The 23,681-nt window shown below is 39.8% G+C and carries 2 protein-coding genes; both read right to left on the reverse strand.

Annotated features, from left to right (window positions below):
* Positions 1-131: 131 nt before the first annotated feature.
* A complete protein-coding gene (gene treZ, locus ACOWPH_RS28150; RefSeq protein WP_015213392.1) occupies positions 132-1,976 on the reverse strand; it encodes a malto-oligosyltrehalose trehalohydrolase in 1,845 nt (614 codons plus the stop codon).
* Positions 1,977-2,815: 839 nt separating this feature from the next.
* A complete protein-coding gene (locus ACOWPH_RS28155; RefSeq protein WP_015213393.1) occupies positions 2,816-23,509 on the reverse strand; it encodes a LamG-like jellyroll fold domain-containing protein in 20,694 nt (6,897 codons plus the stop codon).
* Positions 23,510-23,681 lie beyond the last annotated feature (172 nt).

Genomic DNA, 23,681 nt, shown 5'->3' on the forward strand with positions numbered 1-23,681 from the left:
TTTCTTAATTTCATACTTCGATTCAGCAACGCCATTCTTTCTTTGCGTCTTCTCTTCGAGACGCTACGCGAATGCGTGAGACTTTTTTTTAACGAACCGCAGAGACGCAGAGGACGCAGAGAAAAGAGTAATTAATCGAGTTCATACAGCACTAAACTGTTGGGTTGCAGTTGCAGTTGTTGTCCTACGAGTAAATTATCAGGTGCTTGTGAACCAAATCCAGCCCATTGTGCATCGGCGGAGTCTAATCGTTTGTGACCAGTACCTTCAATTGGTAAAGTTACTGTTATTGGAGATTGATTAAAATTCAGCGCAAATATTACTTGACTCGATTCACTTGCACGCCGCACTATGACTATTTGTTTATCTTCATCGCTAGTTGCTTGAATGGAATTGCGGTCTTGTGTTAAAAGTGCGGGGTGTGTCTTACGCCAATCAATTAATTGACGATACCAATCTAGTAAAACTTTGTGCTTACCTTCGTTGCGTAATTGCCAATTAAGTTTACAACGCAAAAAGGTTTCTGCCGATTCTGGATCTGGTGGATCTTCATCATAATGGAAAGCTTCAAATTCTTCCTTTCGTCCGGCTCGTACTGCTTGAATTAAATCAGGATCGGAGTGACTAACAAAATACATGAAAGGTGCAGTTTCGCCGTATTCTTCACCCATGAATAATAAGGGTAAGTAAGGCGATAGTAGCACAGCGCCGGCGGCTAATTTCAATCCTTCAAAAGAAATCCTCTCCCAAAGGCGATCGCCTTTCATTTGATTGCCGATTTGGTCGTGATTTTGGATGCAGACGGAAAATTGTGATGGTGGGCGATCGCGGCAAGAGATACCATGAAATCTTTTACGATGGGGGGCATACTGCCAATCGTAAACAAAGGTATCTTGATAAGCTTTGGCTAGTTGGGCATATTGTCCAAAATCTTGATAATATCCTTGGCGATCGCCTGTTAACAATGCGTGTAATGCATGGTGAAAGTCATCACTCCACTGGGCATCAAGTCCATAGCCGCCCAATTCTGCGGGGCGAATGATTTGGGGATTATTTAGGTCACTTTCGGCAATTAAATAACGTTTGCGATTAGCATTCTGGGAAAAGCTATGAATTGCTTCGGCTAGTTCCCATAAAAAATGTTTTGCGCCTAAATCGTAGATTGCTTGAATTGCATCCAGCCGCAAGGCATCAATATGAAACTCTCCTAACCAATACAGCGCATTCTGGATGAAATAGTGACGCACACCTTGACTATGGGCATCATCAAAATTCATCGCGTTGCCCCAAGGGGTTTTATAAGTTTTGGTAAAATAGGGGGCGAATTGACCCATGTAGTTACCTTCTGGGCCAAAGTGGTTATAAACTACATCCAGCACTACAGCAATACCATATTGATGGCAAGCATTCACCAGTTCCTTTAAATCCGCTGGTGTACCGTAGGAATTTTGCACAGCAAACGGGTAAACGCCGTCATATCCCCAGTTGCGGTATGCAAGAGTTGGTTCAATATGGGTATCTCCGGGAAACTGGGCAATGGGCATAAGTTCAATGGCGTTAATTCCCAGTTCTCTAAGTTCCGCTAGACGGGGAATAATAGCCGTGAACGTGCCTTCAGGTGTAAAGGTGCCCACGTGGAGTTCATAGAAAATCATCGATTCTAAAGGCACACCAGTCCAGTTGTCATCTGTCCAATTAAACTGAGGATCGACAACCTGCGACGGCCCGTGAACTCCTTCTGGTTGATACTGTGATGCCGGATCAGCAAAGGCGTTTTCTCCATCCAAAACATAGCGATAAAGCGTGTCTGGATATACATCATTTACCTTCGTCTGCCAGTATCCCTCTCTGTGGGGTTTGAGTGGAATTACTTGTTTCTGTGGTGTCAAAATTTGCACCGCGACACTATTTAGTGTTGGTGACCAAACTGTAAACTCACACTCTCCGTTACCCAAGTAGTTAGCACCAGTTCTCACGCAGTATCCTCCCGTTAGATAATGTGTGCCGAATTATGGCTTGACTTGTCGTTATCCCAATTCTTCAAAATCCAGCAACAGATTCAATGGTTTGGAAACCCAGATTTAAAGCAGTTTTCATGTATTTAGACCACGCACTGATATCTGTATTTCTTTCTTCCTTTGCGCCTAACGCACTTCGCGCTAGAGCCTCCGGCACGCTTCGCGATTGCGTGAGATATAAAAATGTGGTTCATTTACCTGAAAATTGCTGTAATCTGACTTTCTTACTTGTGAATTACGAATTGGTTAGGAAAAATCGCGCCAGATAGTATCATGGATGATCTAGCCGACAATTTCTAGCACCCACAGGCGGATTTTTTTTAGCCCAAAAGCTTGTGTATTCATCTATATAGAGAAGATGCGGTGAAAATACTCTATCAAATTGAGTAATTTTGTCAAATTATCATGAAATACTGCCTACGATTAGGGACGGGGTAAAATGAGCAAGTGCGACCTGAACTGGTCGTTTAGAACGCGGAACCTACTCTGCTAAGGGATTCACACCCCTTACCCTCACGAAAACGACTCTAAGAAAGAGTTTGGTCACGCCCAAGTAAGTAATGAAACAGGCGGAGTGCAGACCCCGAAAGTAGCCGTAACTAGTACCGTGCGGGTTTGAAACCTCTTGTTTGCGGTTTGAAAATTATGTTTGCAGTTTCATTTGCAAATAATGTGGTTTTGGAACCCCTCTTATTTGCAGTTATTGTGGTTTCAAAAATGCCTTGTTTGCAGTTTTATCTCTGGATGTTTGCAGTTCGCTACACCTATCTCCCCCCAAAATTTTTCGCTCTCCTTGATTATACAACGCCTAATTTCGCACTAATAATCATGTCGTTATAATCTAGATCACCACCACCAGGTAAATCTTCAAAACCAAAAACATTATTTCCTAGCATCCGAATATGGTCTTTCCCATCTGAATTAGCACCTAAATATGTAAAATAAACTTGAGGATCGTTGGCACTACTATTTATATCATCAGGATTACCATCAACGATTACAAATGGTGCATAGATAGCTCCACCTAGAAGTTGATCGTTGTATGTAGCACTACCTTGGTTACTAACAGTGAGGTCAATTCCTTGGATTCTTTTGTTAATGGCAGTTTGGATATAATTATCATCTCCTGGATTAATATCTGCCATACCATCACCATCAGTATCAATTCCTCCAACTTCATCTACAACTTGATAAAATCCCACATAATTATCATAAGCTGCTTCTCTAAATACAGAAAACTCAACATTGACCTTCTGATTAACATCCAAATCCTGTAAATGAATGACTTCCCCTTCTGGTTGATTTTGGGTTTTTGTTCCTATAATCATTGAATCAGTAGTAGATTGAACTCTAATTTCTAGATTATTCCAAGTAATACTAATTCCATCTGTTTCTAAATTCGATAAATTGTAAGAGATTTGGTCAGAAAATATCACTTTTTGGACGGAAGTGTTACCTCTGCGTACAGATTCTATAGTGCTATTTTCAACATAGAAAAATCTTACAGAGGCATCAGTATTAAATTCTACAAACTTTTGTACATCTGAGTTACTAAAACCATTGGGAAGATTAGTAATAGGAGAAAAGATAATTCTTCCTCTTGCTAATGCCGCTTCTGCATAACCATTTTCACCTGGTTTAAAACCATTGATAGAGCCATCTTCATCGTCAACCAAAACTATTCCTATTTCATTGACTGTGCTAGTGTTTTGATTTGTTAGAGTAATTTTTATTCTTAGATTTTGAGATTCTTCATCAGGATCATAGAAATAACCTAAACCTAATGGCAAAGCATACTGTAAACCATATTCGCTGGATAAAGCATTGGCATCTCGTCGGAGAATATCGTTATTAAAGTGCCGATTGTAGATTTCCCCATAGTTACCCACTGCTTTGATTGCATTAACCGCAAAGTCAAGGGGTAAAGCATATTCAGATTTGAGTTTGTTGGCAATAGTCGTATCTAAGCCAAGGAAATAATCAAGGGCAAAAGTTGAATTGTTAGTATCATCATCGTCGTTGTTATTAATAATTATTTGACTGATTTTTTGGTCAATATTGTCCTTATTAATGTCATATTCTTCAGCTTGGACTAAAGCCGTGTAAACCGCGCTTACAACATCCATCCACCGAGATTGATTTTCATCAATAACCATGGCGAGGGGTTCTTTAGACAGCACTTCATCTAGGACAAAATGTTCTTCTGGTTTGGAAAGAGTGGGAATAGCAGCACTTAGGAGAGGTAAGTCATTAGAAATAGCATCTACTCCTCCAGCTTCATAAGCAGTCAACATCTCAGCTTCTGTACTATAGGTGACAACTAAGGCCTTTGCACCTAATTCAAATAGTTTGTCTTTAATATTTTGCTCAGATGTTGTGTTTGCTACTACCCCAACTTTGCGACCGTTTAACATCGCTAGGTTAGAAATTCCGCTGTTCTTGCGTATCATAACCCCTTGACCTGTGTATAGATAGATGGGGGAATAGTCTACACCAAGGCTGGCATCTCTTACTAAATTATAGGTGGCTTGGCTAGCGGAGATATCTACAATCCCATTAGCTACATTAGTGAAGCGTTGAACATTATCTTGGACAACAAATTCTACTGCATCGGGATTACCAAATAAGGCTGCTGCGATCGCTCTACCCAAATCTACATCAAAGCCTTTAAATTCTCCATTATCTTCGGCTTGAGAAAAACCAGGAGCGTTTCCATTGATACCTACTTTGACAAATCCTCGCTCTAGCACTTCCTGAAGTACATCTCGATTGCCGTTATCTATTAGCTCTAAGTTGTCAATAACAGTACCAGAGAAGGGAGGAGAATAGAGGAGACCACCGTCTCTAGCCAGGAGGTTACGACCGCGTTGTAGCCCCTCAAAATGACGATTGTAGATTTCGGCATAGTTACCTACTTGTCTAACAATATTGACTGCAAAGTCATTGGGTAAACCAAGGGTAGTGCCTAAATCTCCTTCTATACCAAGAAAGCGGCGGATTTCTGGGGAAGAATCGTTGCTGGGATTAGCATCGGTGTTGATAGCCAGGAATTTATTGATATTTTCTGAATTAATGCCAAATTCTTCAGCTTGGATGGGTACATAAGTCGTCCATCGGATCACATCTCCTAGCTGGAAGTCATTTTCTGGGAAATATAGGGATATAGGAACTTTAGCAAACTCTACATCCAAAATTTGATGGTTATCAGGATCGGAGAGATTGGATAAATTTTCATAAATAACGGCACTATCGGTTGTGTAGGCATCTATTTCTTGGCGATCGTAAGCAGCTACCATTTTTTCAATGGAATCATAAAGCTTCTCAGAGTAATTGATTCCTTCAACAGATAAAGTATCGTATAGTGCTTCACGAGCTTGAGCTTCTAACTCAACTACTCCGATCATGCGCTCATTTAAATCCAGAGCATTATTTATCCCGCTATCTTTGCGTACCACTACCGCTTGATGATCGTAGAAATATACAGGACTTAAATCATTATCTTCTGGAATTAATACATTATTAATGTACCTAGTAGCTCCTATATCTTCCCCTGCTTCTACAATTTCAAATTTATCTGCATCACTAAACAGTACCGTAGAAATCGCACGGACAAACTCAAGGTCAAAGTCGGAACTAAATTCAGATTCTGTGACTAAGAGTTTACCTCGTGCAATGATGTCATCAAGAATAGTTATTTCGGGATTGTCAATCTTGATAACAGGATCAAGTTGGGGTGAGGTTGTGATTTCGCCGGTTATAGTATCTGTCAGCGAGATAAAAGTTGGTTGGTCAACTATTTCAATAATCTTGCTCAGTTCAGGGAAGTAAGAGTAAGTATCTCCTTTATTTTGAACTAGAGCCAGGTTTTCACCGTTGTAATCTAAAACTCCACTGATGAATCGGAACTTACTTAAATCAGTAATCCCAAAACCAGAAGCTGATACCTGGATTTTATCTCCCTGATCGGGATTGAAATCGAAGATGGTATCAAATCCTTCATTATCAGAACTAAAGTAGAATACATCTGCACCCGATCCACCATTGAGGAGGTCATCTCCTGTACCGCCAAACAAGATATCATTACCATCATTACCAAGCAGCCAATCATTATTCGCTCCACCAATAATGAGGTCATTTCCTCCGTCTCCTTGAATTAGGTCATTACCACCATCACCTTCTATGGTATCGTTGCCGACACCAGATGTAATCGCATCGGAATCATTGCCTCCAGAGATTTGGTCATCTCCAGAACCACCCCGGATAATATCCTTGCCATTGTTCCCTTGAATAATATCATTATCAAAATTACCTTCAAGAACATCATCTCCAGCACCACCAGTCAGAGAATCTGCTCCGTGACCACCTTGGATGAAGTCATTACCGGCTTGTCCGTCTAAGGTGTCATTACCGTAAATGCCTTCTATGGTGTTATCACTTGTATCCCCAGTTAAACTATCGTCTCCTAATGTACCTTTGAGAGTTACACCACTATTGCTGATCTGATTAGTATTTTGATCGTTGTCTATGATTTCCACTAATGCCACAGAAGCAGCCGGATCGAGGACAAATCCTTCTCCAGTGGATTTGAGGTTGAGGACTATACTTTCTAAAGTTTCTTTATCACTGTCATTTGATACAGAAAGGCTAATGGTGGAGGTAGTTTCACCCGCAGCAATGTAAGCTTCCCCAAGAGTGGGTGTGGAACTAGTGTAATCTGCGTCTAGGGTAGCAGTACCGGAGAGGGAGTAGAGAACTGTCAGACCTTGATTGGGTGCAGGATGACTCAATTTAATGGTGAACTCTACAGTGTCTTGAGAATCTTCGGTGATCGCTCCCCGTTCGACACTCACTGATACACTGCGATTACCAAAGGAATTGATATCCCCATCTACCAACATATAATTCTGATACAGGGTCTTCTCAAATTCTGCCTGTACTTCGGTAATGGTTTTTTCTTGAGAGGCAAGATTCTCAATTAGTTTAGCTACATCATTTTGAACTACCCGTTTCACTGAAGCTAGGGCAGGTAGTGCTTCCTTAATAGATTTCGATGCTCCTATTTCCTTAACCTGATCTAGGAGTTGATTACTTGTGGCAATCATCTCTGCGGCTACTGCAATTTGCTCCAAGCTGACGGATGTGGCGTAGTTTTTGACTAGATCAGACAGGAATTTTTTGATGTCTTCAGTATCGGAGAGGTTATAGGAATCGTTAATTTCGGGGTTAGTGGCGCGATCGCGCAGAAATTCCGCAAAGGACTCTTCTACTTGGAAGTTATTGGTATTAGTCTGGTCTCCTTGACTACCATTAATCAATGAACGACCTTGATTAAATAGGGCTTGTACTTGGATGTGATCTAGATATATGTCTAAACCTAAAGCTTGGTCTTGGCCTACAGCCAGCAGAGAATCAAAGTTGGCTAAATCAAAGTTAGAATCTAAACCCAATTGGGCTTTGATTAAATCCCCAGCTTGATCCGGGGTTAATCCTCCTCTGACTAAAGGCACTTGCAAACTGGTAAGAGGAGTAACAATTGCTGAACCTGGTAGCCCAATAAATTTACCTGCTTCTGAGCCACTGGAAGTATCAAAACCACCGATACCAATCAGTTGACCATCTTCGATATCAATGATGCCATCGCTATTTTGATCCCACTCTAGGCCAATTTCTAGATTGTACTGACCATATTCATTGGTAAAGGTGATGGGTTCAGCCACAAGTTCACCATTGATTTCCAACTCTGTATCCCAAATCCCATTAAAGTTGGAGTCAAAGAAGACTGTAGCAGCGTTAATGTAGCTATTAGAAAGACTGCTGCTAAAAGTGATACCCGAAGCTCCCACATTAAATTTCGCTACGGTAATGCGGGCTAACTCCTTACTCCACACCGTTTTCATAATTTCAAATAAGCCTGCATCAATGCCCACTTTGATTTCACCACTGAGGAAGGCATCGAGACTACCTTTTAGATCGAACAGTTGCAGGGGATTGTTGATGCGGGAAATGATTTCTGAGCCTCTTACCTTACCATCATTTTTACCCTGTAGCTCTCCTTCATCCACAACATCAAAGCCCAGATAGCCATCTAAACCACCTTTGAGAACAGCTTTAGCAACAACGATGCTGGCGGATAAACCTGCGGCTAGGGTCGCTTTGGCACTGAGTTCATCTTTTTCTTTGCCACTGCTATCCCAATCATTGAGATAGAAACCATCTAGAACTTTATAAATTTTTGAGAGTTCAAAATCATCTGCTTTCCAAGCTTCTAAACCACCAGTGTCATAACCCACTGATAAATCGGTTTTGGCTTCAAAGCCTAGTTCTAAGGAACCTTTAAGTAATGGGGGAGTGTAGAGAAGAAATTCTTGTTCTTTACTGAAGAAGAAATCTAAATCGGGAATGTCGTAGGTAATGAGATCGACGTTGGGTTCACCTAATAAAATGCGGATTAAGGTAATGGGATTGGTAAGAATCGGTAAATCTAATCCGTCTAGATTTTTCAGTTTACTTAAAACACTCTTTTGTTCTGGACTGGTAGTGTTGGAGTTTTCTGCTTGTTCGGCTGGAGTTCCTTTAGAAGAAGAGGTTTTGTTTCCTTGTTTATTAGGATCAATTTTGGCGGCTGAATCTGCTGGATCGTTACTAGAACCTTTGAAATCGTCTAAGTCATAGCTACCAAGTTCCAAAACAATATTTCCATCGCTATCCACCAATTTTTTGAGAGCATCACTGACCTCAACAATTTTGTTAACAGTGTCAATAAATTTAATTGCTTTGGGAATACTTTCCTTGATGCGCTTAAGGTCTTCATTGGTCGTGTCCGCTGGAATTGCTTCAGCAATAACCATGCCCAAATCTAGAATCGAAACCCCTGGTTTGCCATCTTTATTAAATTCGTTTTCTAATCCCAGATAGGAAAATATTTTCGTGTCGGTGTTGAGAACTTTGAGAATTGGTTTTACTGGGTCAATTATTTTATCAACGGTGTTAATAACTGGGGTAGCAAATTTTGTCAGAAAAGTGCCAAAATCTAACGTGATGTTATTAAATTCTACGCTTAAGCCAGTATCGCTTGCTTCTGATTGATTACCGAAGTTAAATAGGGGTAATCCTACGCCTATATCTACACCCACTTTTGGAAAAGCAGGACTACCTTTAATACTAGCTTGGGCTGTTAAACCAAGGTTAGCAATACCGGAAAATTGATAATTAAATAGGCCGAAGAAACCTAACTCTTTGTCATTTTTCCAATTTTGTAGTTCAGTCAAGGTTAGGCGATTACCATCATCTAAGAGTTTGATGATTTTACCTGTACCTTCTAGGTCATCAGTATCAAATTCATTATTTGGCTGGGAAGATGCTTCTACTACTTGACCATTTTCGTTTTTAGTTAGAGTTCTGTTTTTATCAGAATCTACATAACGGATGCCATTTTCAATTCTGACAATTGGATCGAAAATAATATTGAGTTTTTTGTTCCCTTCTAAATCAACGAAAGTGATTGCTTTTTCTAAAATGCTACCGTTATTGACAGTTAGACCTAAAATTTGCGCCGCCGTGTAACTTCCAGCAGTGGATAGACCTAAGATTTTGGCTTGGGTAGTAGTGAGACTAAAGGACTGTAACAGGTTTATATCATCACTCTCTTGATAAGTACCTTCATTACTTTGATTTAATGCCCTATTTTTAGAATCAAATTGATCGATGAAGGTCTTACCACCATTGGTAACTATTTTGTAGGTGATGACATTATCTTCTTGGATTACCCAATCATCATCAGATAGTTGTGGTTCTCCGACATCGTTGATGTTATTACCATTGATATCAAAGTATTTACCTTTAGTTAGGTAATCACCGGTACTGTATTTGCTGTCCCCATTTAAGTCTAGGAATTCAATACTGTCATAAATTAAAGCTTCATCACTGTCTAAAGTCCCATCAAGGTCTTTATCATTAAATTTCAGCTTAATTGTCCCTTGTCCTGGGGCAGTAACTTCTTTTTCATTGACAATTAAGTCAGTATCAACGGTAAATTCTTGATTATCATCCAGGTCTAAGAAGTCAGTAACGTTTGCTAATGATTCGCCCGTGTCAACTTGGTTATTACCATTTTTATCAATGTATAGTTGATTATTATTTGTGATTAGTTTGAACTCTTGGGTAACGCGATTTGACCCATTACCATCAAATTTGCCATTTTGGTTGTAATCTACATATTGAAATGTATCAGAGAAAATAAAGTTAGAATTTTTTTCCTCTCCAATGATGGCTTCCTGGAAATTAATTAACGGATCATTGGTACTGACATTGCTGGAAAAGTCCACTTCTCCATTATCATTTATATCTAGGACTTTGCCAAAAACATTTTGATTTTGTTCGTCAACTAAGACCTTATATTCCCTAGTCAATTCACCATCACCGGTTTCGTCTAAATAGGTAATATCTGTACCATTTAGATCAGTTAAGTAAGAATCTTGACCTGTGTACTCAATTTTCGCCGAAGGGATATTTATTAATACGGCTTGGGAATTGACCAAGCGTATATTAACTAAAGATTCATTGTTGTCAACTTGACTATTGTTATTGCTGTCTAAAAATAAACGACCAGTGAGAGAATCTAAAATGATTTTTTGACTACCGAAGAGAATCTGGTCTTCTTCAATTTTAATTTCACTGGGATCAGTGATGCGGAAAATTTGGCGATCGCCATCGTCTTTTTTACCGTCATCGTTAACATCAAGATATTTGTTATCACCTTCAGTAATAACCTGATGTTCCCTAGTCCAATAACCATCACCACTGGTATCTAAAAATTCAAAGGTGGTGTTATTAGGATTGGTAGCAATTTGGATGGAGACTTCAGTTATGTAATCACCATTACCATCATCTTTTTGACCATCACGGTCGAAATCAATCAGTTTTTGTTGCTGACCATCACTATTCAAATCTGAGAATTGTTGGTAAGTGCTACTGCGATTAATAATCGGTTCAATTAAGGTATTGCGATTACTACTAAAGTCAAAGTCTACAGAGTTATCCTTATCCTTTTCAATAATAGGTTCTAGAGTACCTTGTTGATTTCCGTCACCATTAACATCTAAAAAGTAAAATGACTGACCATTGGGTTTAACTAATTTTGGTTCGCTGAGTTGTTTACCTTCTTCGGGGTAATATTTTTCAGTGAACTTATTATCTCCATTTAAATCTAGATATACTTCATTATCCTCTTCGAGGAAGAAATATTCAGTTAAAGTGCTGGGAATTGATACGTTGTCTGTTATTGAAGTTGATCCTGCTTGTTCGCCATCTCCATCAATATCTAAGAAGGTTGATTTTAAATCCGAACCACTAATTTTTAGTTCGTCGAAACCAGACTGAACATAAGGTTCAGCAACATCAAATAGCCCATTACCATTAGTGTCCCTAAAAGCAATAGCAGCTCCTTGGACAAATAGACCTTCTCCTTCGATAGCGACATCTGCATCCAACTTATTGTTATTGTTTTTATCAATTTTGGATTTTTCTGTTTTACTCAGTTCCTCATTACTATCAAAGGTATTATCACTATCTTGGTCAAAGTAGTATTTGACAGAGCCATCAACCTTTTTCTCTTCTATTCGGAAGGGTTTAATTTTCCCTTGGTTATCAAACCATTTGCTAGTACCGGGAGTTACAGATAATAGTTCTTCTTTGCTATTTGCATCCAACTTACCGTTACGATTTAAATCCAAATAATAACGTTCTACATTACCATTAGTATCTTTTTTCTCGCGGTAAATCCCTTCATTATTTTTAGTTTCTGGAGCATCAAAGCTATTATTACCATTCCAGTTCACCCGTTTAGCTTCATTACTAGCTTGGGCTACAGTGGGGAAGGGAGATGCTTTACCTTTAGCATTAACTTGAGTAAAAGGTTCTTGAACTTGGCGAACCTCATTAATAAAGTTACCTTGGTTGTCTTTATCGGCGCTGTTATCTCTGTCCCTATCTTCACGAATACCGTAACTAAAGGTATCAACATCTAATAAACCATTACCATTCACATCTAAAAACTTGATGGTTTGGTAATTATCTAAATCTTTAATCCCTGCTTTAAAGGTTATGGCTAATTCTGTGGGATTTTTGGAATCATCCTTCATATCAAGGCGAAGAGGTCCAAGATTTCCCACTCCCTTAAAGTTATCTAAATCCAGCTTGAGAACAGCATTAACAGCAGTTTTTTTAGTATCTATGTAGAAACCAAAATCTTTATGTAAACCAAAACCTAAGCCAATATCAAAACTGAAGTTAGATTTTAATTTTCCTTCAGTTTGTAAACCAATACCAAGGGCATCTAATCCCAAATTAGCATCTAAAGGAAACTCAAATAGTTTGTATTCTTCTTTGATATTTAAGCTAATGGCAATATCTTCTTTATCCATCTCCACTGAGACTTTCACAAAATCTAAGTCTAGTGATTTTAATGCTCCTTCAATGATGGATTTGAGGCGATTAGCTGATAAATTTTGTTGCCCACTAATAGCAGTAACCAGTGTATCGCTCACATCCCCAATCAGGTCTGGGGTTTTTCCTTTTAAGCTACCAACTATAGGAACTGTCAGGTTATCCATAGTCTGTTGGAGACTTGTTAAACCTTCTTGGATTGATTGGGCTGTAGCTTCGGCATTAAGTGTCCGATCTACTACATCAATACGCTGTTTGGGAACAAAGATATTATTATAGCCAGCATCCTGAGAGATTACTTCATAGGTAATGTTGCTTTCATGATAAATCCCTGGTTCTGCTACCCCTTCATCTGTTCCGGTGACGGTAATAGTTTTTAACTCAAACCACTTATCGGGGGTAATGGTAATTTCTGTGGTTTGTTTATCTACTTGGGTAATGGTGCGATTAATTCCTAAGTTGATATCTGTACCAATCTGATTACCATTACTATCTTTAACTTTCGCAATTAAAGCTAAATTTCCATTAGAATTACGGTCGAGATTACCAATAATTACCTGTTGGCGATCATTCCAATTTCCTTCTTCGTCTCCAACAATAATGTTCTTAACTATAGAGGTAAACTCAACACTAGATTCTAAGACAGTAGTAGGATTATTCGCATCGTAAAATTCTACGGTTAAATCACTGTCAGGTTTTTCAGTGAAGCGGACATCAAAAGCGATGGTTTGACCCCTATCGGAAGTTACGAGACTATTAAGGGTGAAGCCCAGATTACCTAAATTTTCAGGGCGAACAAAGCTATAAACTTCTTTATCAACTTTGACAGTGGTGGGGTTAATCGGATTGACAAAATCAATTTCTGATCCGGGGGTGAGACGGATGGTGACATTTTCTTTTGGTTCGCTCAATAGGGAAACCTTAAAGGTAGCAGTTTGCCCTTCCTCAACTACAGTATTGTCTCCTACTTCGACTATTCTAACTCCTGGCACATCATCATCCTGGATGCGGAGAGTAGCTTCTTTCGTTTCTACTAATTTATATCCTTCACCTTCGACTAATTCCACTGTAACGGTTTCTTCAAAAATCCGTCCTTTGGCATCATTGAGAATTTCTCCCACCCGCAGAGGATCGAGTTTCACCGTTACTTGCCCTTCATAGACTCCCTTGTCTTTATTGGCAGTGAGGTTAGATTGCTGGATAATAGTACCTACTAAGTCATTACCAAAGGCAATTTCCGTTTCCTTATTGAGGACTATTTGATTGGGAAAAGCAGATTTATCAATAACACTTGGAGCAGTTGCGGTAAGTTTGTATGTTCCAGTGTTGGTATCGCCATAACCTGCAACTTCAGCATATAAAGTTTCATCGGTAGTGGGGGTATAAATCAACCGAGAGTTAACGCCCTCACCACTATCATCATCACGATTGACTTCTTCACCATTACTTTTATAAAGACGTAAATAGGGATCGGAAAGAGTTCCTTTATTGGTAGGAACACCTTCTAGGTCAAAGGTATACTGTACTCCTTTTGTTAATGCGATCGCAAAGCGATCGCGATCGCCGTTTTCGGATACAGTTCCAATCACGGAACTATTGGGTGATAGAAGACCAGAGGTACTGTTATTCGCGGGGAAGTCACTGCTGCCTTCGCTATTGGAGATTGTTGCCGTGCCTATTTCAATGATAGGGGTGGTGACTTTTAGTCTAATTTCTCCTTTAGCAATATCTACATTTTGAGGATTATCCACCACCTTCAATTCAAAGGCTTCAATTAGCTTATCATCAATGGGAACAACAATTAAGTTATTTTGAATTTCTCCAGGGGCAATCCTGACAAACCCTTCGGTTTGCATCTGGTAATCCCCTAAATCTAATGTCTTGTTGCCATTTCGATCTTCTCCAGCATCTAAAATGCCATTACTATTAATGTCTTCGTTGAGGTTGGCGCTACCCCCTTTGAGACGATAGTTAATCTTTAATCCGTTACTATTGGCTGGAACTGGAGCATTAATACGGAACGCAAAGTAACTGGGTTGCCCAAAAACCTCGGAAGCAGTTTCTCCTGGAATGATAGTAACGGTGGGTAAATCGTTGTCTTCGATGACTACTGGTATATTGTTGGGAACAGCTTGGGTAAATTGATAATCTTCATCAGCTACCAGCAAGTCATAGCCATTAGTTGCCCTTGAAACTCCCGATACTTTAATGTAATATTCTCCGAAGGGTTGACCATTTAAGGAAATCTGCTCAAAGTTTTGAGTGCCAGAATTATTGGAACTGTTGGATGTTTGCAGTGGATTATTGAGGTCACTAGCTTTATACAGTTCTAGTTGTAAATCTCCCTGATTGTGGTCAAAGTTAATGCGGACAAAATCTTGCTCATTGCTAGTATCAGCAATGGAGAACTTAAACCAATCGACATCAGTGGTTTGACTAACATCAGTATCACTGATGGCTAGTTTTGTCCAGCGATAACCTCCTGTAATTTTTCCTAAATCTAAAGCATTGGCTGCTAGGCTATTATCGGCTTTGGATTCAAAATCTAAACCAAGTCCTGTTTCTACTTGAAAAGCTATCTCACTAAAGTGCAGATATTCTACTACAGAATCATCAAGGGCTGTGGCTCGCACAGTTTGCTCAAAATTCCAGTTATCAGGGGTAAAGATGAGGGTGTGAGGTTCCCCTACTAATTCATTATTGAGTCTAATTTGGTCGTTGGTAGGGGTAGCAATAAGGCGAATATCCCCTACAGGTTTAGTATTAAGGCGAACACTGTAAACATTTTCTCTGCCTTCTACGGCTTTCCCTGCTCCGGTAATGGTAAAGCCAGCTGTATCGTTATCGCTATTAATTAAGGTAACGGGATTGACGGCAAGGCGATGATAATTTTGGTCTTCACTGAAGAGGGTGGGAATAATTTTATAGGACACATCACCATCATCTGTTTGATCATCAACCCCTTTGACATAGAAAGTTCTGGCTTCTTTCCAGTCATTGGGAGTAAAAGTGATTCCATAAACAGGATCGAGTTCTGATAAATCACTGTTAACGGTGAGCAGTCCTTCAGTTTCATCCTGACTACCTAGAAATACTGTGACGTTTTCTAATGGTTGCGTATTAAGTTTAACGGTAAAGCTACTACTACCACCAGTTTCCGAGGTGGTATTATTGCCAGATACCGGGATGATGGTTACTCCTGGGGTATCGTTGTCGATGATAGTAACGGTGGTTTGAAAACTACTAGCTTTATTTTCCAAGCGATAACCTGTATTCTCCAAAAGTCTGACTTCTATAGTTTCTTGACGTTTGAAGCCTTCTATGGTTGTTTCTAACCCTACTGTTTCCTCTTCCCTTTCGGCAATTTTGTCATCAATGATGGTGAAGTTAATAGTTTTACTGGTTTCACCTGGGGCAAATTTAACTAAGGAAAACTGCTCATAGTAACCAGTACCTGTAGAGTTGGCAACGAAAGCGTCTAAATCTCCATCTCCATCTAAATCTGCCAAGGTGGGAGCAGCATTAGTTTGATTAGTGGTGTTTGTACCCCCTAGTCCTCCTTTAATTAGGTTCGTAGCCGCACTGTAACCGGAAGTTTTTTCTCCCTGGAATAATTTTACAGAACCGTCTTGTTGACCAAGGATAATGTCTAATTTTCCATCTCCATTCCAATCAGTTACAAAAGGAACACTATTCGATTCGGCGGTAATACCTGCGATATCTGCTAACTGGAAGGAAGGATTATTTTCACTACCAGTATTTTGATAATAGGTGAGGTGAGAACTATTATTTTCAGCAGGAACACCCGTAGCAGACATACTCAGTTTATAAGTTCCTGAACCACTATTATAAGCAGCTGCTTCTGCATAAAATGTTCCATTAGTAGTTGGGGTGTAGATGAGACGGGAATTATTTCCTTCTCCATCATCATCATTTCTACCGACTTCATTACCATTACTATCATAGAGGTAGAAATAAGTATCTGAGAGAGTTCCAGCGTTAGTGGGACTTCCCTCTAAATTGAAAGTGTATTGTATTCCTGCTTGCAAAATTACCCGGAAGCGATCGCGATCACCCCCGGTGGGGCTTTGCCCATCGCCAGCAATTTGAATATTACCAGTTACCGATTCATTTACTTTCAGGAAACCGGAGGTTGTATTGTCATTAGAAAAGTCGGTATTTTGCTCAGATACAGAATTGATTTGTGTTATCCTTGTTCCCCCACTAATAACATCCAAATCTCCATCACCATCAAAATCCACTAGAAATGGAGTGGCATTATTATCTAGTTTTATATTTGCAAAGGGATTTGGTCTGACTGGGTTCAGGTCGCTGGCAAGAGTGAAACGAGGATTATCCTTACTTCCAGTATTGACATAGTAAGTAAAGCTCCCATCTGCTCCCCCAACAATTAAATCGGGAGTTTTGTTACCGTCTAAATCTCCAAACGTAGGAGCAGATCCGTTAATATTAATAGCATTGAAGGGATTATTTATACCAGTTTGAGCTTCAAAGTTAGGTTTGCTTGCACTACCTGTATTTTGAAAGTAGAGAATACCGTTTTGAGTTCCGACAACTAAGTCTAAATCACCATCTAGATCCAGATCGGCAAAGGTGGGTTTATTACCAGTACCAGTTAAGGTAATGTTATCCAGTGGACTATCAAACCTCTTCTTACCATCGGTTTCAAATTGACCAACTAGGAATTTTTGAGAAATTTGATAGTCTTGGTTAAGGGTAGCCGATCCTCCTATCGTATCGAAGATAACATTGACTTCTTGGCTAGATGCTTGGGAAAGGGTAACTTGGATTTGGGCTGTACCTGCATTTTCATTAAGGGTAACTGCTGAACCAATTTTAGCGATAATCCCATCTTGGGTATTCTCTGCCGCTTGAGATAAATCTTGGGTTTGGTTTAGTATTTGGTCGTCATCTAGGTTTTTAATTTCAATATCTGTTGCTTTCCCTACATAGTGAAGGTCAAGGCTAGAACTTACTTGGGCTTTGATTTTGTAGATAATGTTCCCATCTACTGTACTATCATCCACGCCGCTGACAATTACTGTTTGGTAAACATCCCAGTTGTCTGGGGTGAAGGTAAGTTCGGGTTTATCCAGGCTGGTTTCCTTAGCATTAACATCAGCAAAGGTAACAATAACATTAGCATTGGGCTTGGTTTGTAATCTTATCCCCATTGCTGATTGAGAAGTGGCGCTGGGAAGGGATACTTCTACTGTGTTCCCATTGAAGGTGAATTTATCGCTGTTGCTGATTAAGTAGCCAATATTTCCGGTGGCGTTTTCTTTGAGTCCAACTTGCAGTTTTTGTTTGTCAGTGGGAGGAGTACCAGTGATAGTAACAGCTACTTTACCTTGGTTAATATCTGCTGAGGTGAGGGTAGCACTACCAAGGAGATTACCGCTATCGTCTCTAATTTCTAAAACATTACCCAAGTTTGGATAGGGTTCATTAGTAACAACATCTACTAAGTTATTACTATAGGCATAGCTTTGGTTATTATTACCATCATCAACCAATTGGGCATTTACTACCTGAATCTCATTTTTGTCATCATTGTTGATGGTAATGGTGGGTTGGGAAGCATTTGTTTTAACCGTATAACCAGAGCCTGAATTTAATGTAATGGTGATGCTTTCATTATCTTCCCTTTGGTTGTCAGCAATGGGTAAAATAGGAATACCTGCGGTAGTTGCACCTTCAGGAATAGTTAATGTTCCTACATTATCTAGCGGTTGATAATCGCTGCTATTGGCAGTACCGCTAACAGTATATTTAAGGGTAATACCTCCCCTTGGTGCGGGAGCAGATAGGTTAATAATGAAGTTACCTGATAACCCTCCATCTTCAGTGATATCACCTTGGCTAACGATGCTAATTTCGGGGGTGACTGGCTGTGCATCAAGGGGACTGCCTTCTGTGACGCGAATGGGGGCGTTGATGGTGTAGTCAAAGGTTAAACTACCACTAAAGTAGGCATTGCTAGAGGTGGCTGATATTTTACCATCACTGGTGACGGAATTAATAGTCTGGGTTTGGGATTTATCCCAATTTTGGGGAGTAAAGGTGAGACTACCGATAGGAGTACCAGGTGTACCATTTTCTTGAGTCAGGGTAATCACCACATTACTGGTGGGCTGACTAGAAAGTTGGACATTAAATACAACTTGATTATTGCTGATAACAAGGGGATTTTGCTTACTAATTAACTGCCCTTTCTTATCTAAAAGGATGACTCCCTGCTTATAAGCCTGGTTATCTTTAATGGTGATAGTTGCAGAATTTTTGTTGCTGTCAATGCCGTAGTTGGAGTTAGTGGGGCTACTGTTAGGTTCGTCATCAAAATTGTGGGGAATTAAACGAATGTTTATATTTTCATCCCCTTCGGCGATCGCATCAGACAAAGCCGAGAAGTAAATTCTGGCTGTTGTTTGCCCTTCGGTAATAATGATGCCATCTCTTTCGCTGTATACATCGGTAGAAACTTTACGGTATCGGGAATTGAGGTAATCTTCACCTCCCTTGGCGTTTAGCGGTATTTCTTGGTCAACTACATAGGCAGATGCGGCTGTAGTACCTACTAATTCTCCATTGTTATTATTCTTGCTTTTATCGTTGGCATTGCCTTGAAAATCCCAATTGCCAACTAAATTTGCTTCATTTCCTTGTAATGTTTTACTGATGGTACTTTGTATTTCTTCTTGGGTACGAGCTTTATCCCAAATCCTCACTTCATCAATACTGCCATTCATTTTCAAGAAATTGACATCCCATGGTGCAGCACCCATAATCAAATCGTTTTGATTGACACCAAGGGGAAGAGAAGAGGCATCTTGACGAAATACTTCTTTGCCATTAATGTAGCCAATCATTTGACCACCTGTTTTCCAGGTAACGGCTACATGAGTCCATTTAAAAGTAGGAATAAAACCAGATTGGAATGTGAAACGTTGATTATTACTATCCCAAAATTCTGAGTATAATTTTCCGTTATCAATAATACCCAGTACATAACCTGTACCAATATCAGTTTTACCAATGAATTTTTGATCGCTATTTGAATCTTGGACATTAATCCAAGCTTCTATGGTTATTTCATTGGTAAGATTCAAAGAACTATTATTCTTAACTCTTACATAGTCGTTTGACCCTTTCAGGTTTAATACTCTCGGATTTAGGGGTATTTCTTGGTCGAATACATAGGCAGATGCGGCTGTAGTACCTACTAATTCTCCATTGTTATTATTCTTGCTTTTTTCGTTGACATTACCTTGGAAATCCCAATAACCAACTAAACCTGATTCATTGCCTTGTAAAGTTTGGATGATGTTGCTTTTAATTTCTTCCTGGGTACGGGCTGTATCCCAAATCCTCACTTCATCTATACTGCCATCTATTTTTAAGTCATTGACATTCCAAGGTGCAGCCCCCATGATCAAATCATTTTCATTGCTACCAAGGGGAAGAGAAGAAGCATCTTGATTAAATACTTGTTCTCCATTAATGTAGCCAATCATTTGACCACCAGTTTTCCAGGTAACGGCTACGTGAGTCCATTGATTACTGGGGATGACACCAGCTTGGAATGTGAAGCGTTGATTATTACTATCCCAAAATTCTGGAAATAATTTCCCATCAATAACACCGAGTACATAACCTATACCATAATTGGTTTTACCAAGGATTTTTTGGTCACGACTAGAATCTTGAAGGTTAATCCAAGTCTCTATGGTTATCTCATTGGGAAGATTTAAAGAACCATTATTCTTGACTTTTACATAATCGTTGGGACTTTTCAGGCTTAATGCTGAATCTGGATTAATTTCATATTTAACCCATAGTCCCTGGGGTCCTTCAAAGGGTTTATCTAAGTTAACCTCAATATAGCCAATCTGTGGTGAAGGGTTATTAATGTAATTATTAACAGTTGGACTAGAATCGGCTTTGCTACTATTAACGGCCTTATTTTTGTTATTACCATTAAAGTTCCAATAACCTACCAAACCATCTTCATTTCCTTCTAGCTCAGAAATGAGGAGGCTTTGAATTTGTCCTGCACTACGAGCTACATTCCAAATCCGTACTTCATCAATTGCACCTTCAAAGTATGTATTCCCTACCTTACCAATTTCTAATTCTTGGGTAGGAGCTATATTTTTACCTTTAAAATCTGAAGTGGAGAATATTTCAACGGCGTTAACGTAGAGCTTGTAATCTGTACCATCATAGGTAGCTGCAATATGATTCCAAGTATTGGCATTAATGGCATTGGTGATAGTTTTATTATTCCATTTACTGCCATCACCAAAGCCAATTTCTATGTCTTTTTGATTGATAAGAGAAATACTAGGATAACCCTGGGCTGTACCGCTTTGGTAGCCAAGAATACCGTGTTTATTGTTATCTGTAATATTAGCAAATATCCAGGCTTCTTGAGTAAACTGTTTACTTGCAGATAAGTTGAGAATGGAATCTGCTGCAACAGCGATAAATTGATTATTTGCCAGGTTAATTGCTTCCCCTAATCCAGCAATGGTGCTACCAAAACCTTGACCTTCGGTAGGGTTTACTACTTTTCCTAAGCTGACAGTAGGTTCGTTATCTAATAGTTGGACAGTAGCTGTACTACTGGCTTCGTCAAATCTTCCGTAGTATTGCTTACTGCTATCGTAATCAAGTATCTTGATGGTTAAAGAATCTGGTTGTTCAAAGATTTCATTATTGATATCTTCTAATTGCAACACAATCCGAGTTGCATTTTTTGGCATATCAATTTCATAGATGCTTTGTCCAGATATGGGGTCACTTACTGCTTTTCTGGATTGAATTTCGCTGCCATCACTGCTATAAACCGTATAATAAAGCTTGTAATCAGCGTCAAGTTGTGTATTAGCCAAAGAACCGCGTACTGCGCTACCACCTATTTCTAACTTGATTGTGGCATTGTCATTAGGATTTGGTTGTGCTGTAGTTCCATCAGCTTTGAGAAGCTTGATTTCAAAAAAGTCTATAGCACCTCTGGGAGCAGAACCTTCAATTTTTCCTGTTTGGATTGTGCTAATTTTTAGGGCTGGTTCGTTGTCTTCAATGGTGACAGTTTTCTTAATGAAAGAATTATTGTTTATACCGCTATTTAATCCTTCCAGACGGTAATTAGTGCCTGGAAGTAATTGTATTTCAAAAGATTCATCTGGATTTTCAGCGATGATATCATTTTTGATTAGATCAAATTCTTGCTCCTGGTTTTGTTGTGTGAATTGGAACACACCATGGAAAGAGTTATTGACAAAATCACTGGTGGTAACATCACCAGATTTGGGAGTAATGAAGTAGTAAACGTCAAGATTTGCCCCTACTACTCCATTAGCTCTTAGTGTGATTTTTCCGTCACCTTCTATTCTGCTTACATTATCAATCCAAATGGAAGAATAGTTAGTATTATCGCCAAAACCACTGTTAGCACCTGCATTAGTATTAACAATACTATTAGAGTCATTGGTATTGTTGAAAGCTGCATTACTATTAGAGGTCATTTTTGCGATCGCATTTCCGTCAGCACCACCATTTTGAGACCCTTGTCCTCCTTCAACAATGTTGCTGTAGAATCTCGTGTTAGTAATGTTGAGAGTGGATTGTTCGCGGGCAAAAATTGCACCCCCTAAGCCTGCACCGCCGCCGCCGCCGCCGCCTTCGCGGTTATCATTTCCTGCCGATCCTCCCTCACCACTACCGGCACGAAAACCGCCACCACTGCCAGAGCCACCTTGTCCCCAATCATCAATATCGAAGTCCTCATCATAACCACCGCCTCCACCACCGCCTCCACCACCACCAAAACCGCCAGAACCTCCATTACCTCCATTACCTCCATTATCATCTCCGCCACCACCACCAGCACCGCCGCCAGTACCAAAATTGCCAGAACCTCCATTACCTCCATTACCAGAATCACCAGAACCACCAGAACCTGGGCTATTTGGGTTACTTAATGATTGATCTCCAGTTACATTAAGTTTTCCACCATCACCACCATCACCACCATCACCACCGGAGCCATCATCCCCATCACCCCTAAACCCGGACCCTGCCCTACCATAAGAAGAACCACCTATGGCTTCGTTGGCATTAAATGATACGTTATCAAGTACAAGGCGACCAGCGTCAACGAATATGGCTCCTCCGGCTCCTAGTCCACCGCCACCACCACCGTTGCCATCACCCCCACGGGCTAAACCCTGAGTGAAATTAACCCCTTGAATACCTAGAACTTCACCAAAGCTATTATTAACCGAGTAAGTAATAATTTGATACTGGCCTCTCCCATTAATGGTGATATCGCCGTCACCGACCCAGAATAAGTTATTGCCCCCAGCAATGGTCGGTAGGGAGCTATTGAGGGAAATTGTTCCTGAAACGTCTCTCAGGTCAATAACATCGAAACCAAACTTTTGGCTAGTTGCTTGTTCGATTGCCCAACGCAAAGAGCCTGTATCGTTATCGTTGGTATTTGTAACTTTGATAATATCTAACAGACCATCATAGTTGGCGATCGCATTTTCATTAATACCTATGTTCGCCTCAATCAAACCAGTTTCAATTTCTAATTCCCAGTCGCCTCCCAGGGCAGCATTACCAGTGAGATCGTTTGAAGCGGCTACGTCTGCACCAGTAATTTCACTTAATTGTTCTACAAAAGCTTGTCCTTCTCCAGTAGCTACATTACACCCATAGACTAAAATATCCCCATTGTCACCGAGGGCTTCACCCCATTGTTGAAGCTGGACCTGATAACCCTCCAAACTCTGACTATCCAACACCGCAGAACCAAGATATACTGCCCCTTCTGCTCCATGAGAAAAAATCTGAATACTATCCAGATTGCTTCTTCCTGCTAGGGCTTGAGTTATTTGACTAACTCCATCTTTGGAGTTATCTAAAACAATAACTTCTGTTCCGGTTTTAGCTTGACTAGCAAGGGTTTGGTAATCGTTAACAGTGGAATCAATGAAGACAATGTTGTTAATAGTCATGGTGGTTTTACTCTGGGACTCTGGGAAGGAAATAGACAAACATTTGTATAATATTATACAATATTCATTTTGAAAACTTGATTTTTCGCTATAGAAAAAACCATAGATTTCAACTTAGACGGCTTTTAAATATCAAATTTTAGAGATTGTTAGGACTAGGATTTACAGACTA

It is taken from the genome of Anabaena sp. PCC 7938 (assembly GCF_049315035.1).
In the GTDB taxonomy this organism is placed as follows: Bacteria; Cyanobacteriota; Cyanobacteriia; order Cyanobacteriales; family Nostocaceae; genus Anabaena; species Anabaena cylindrica.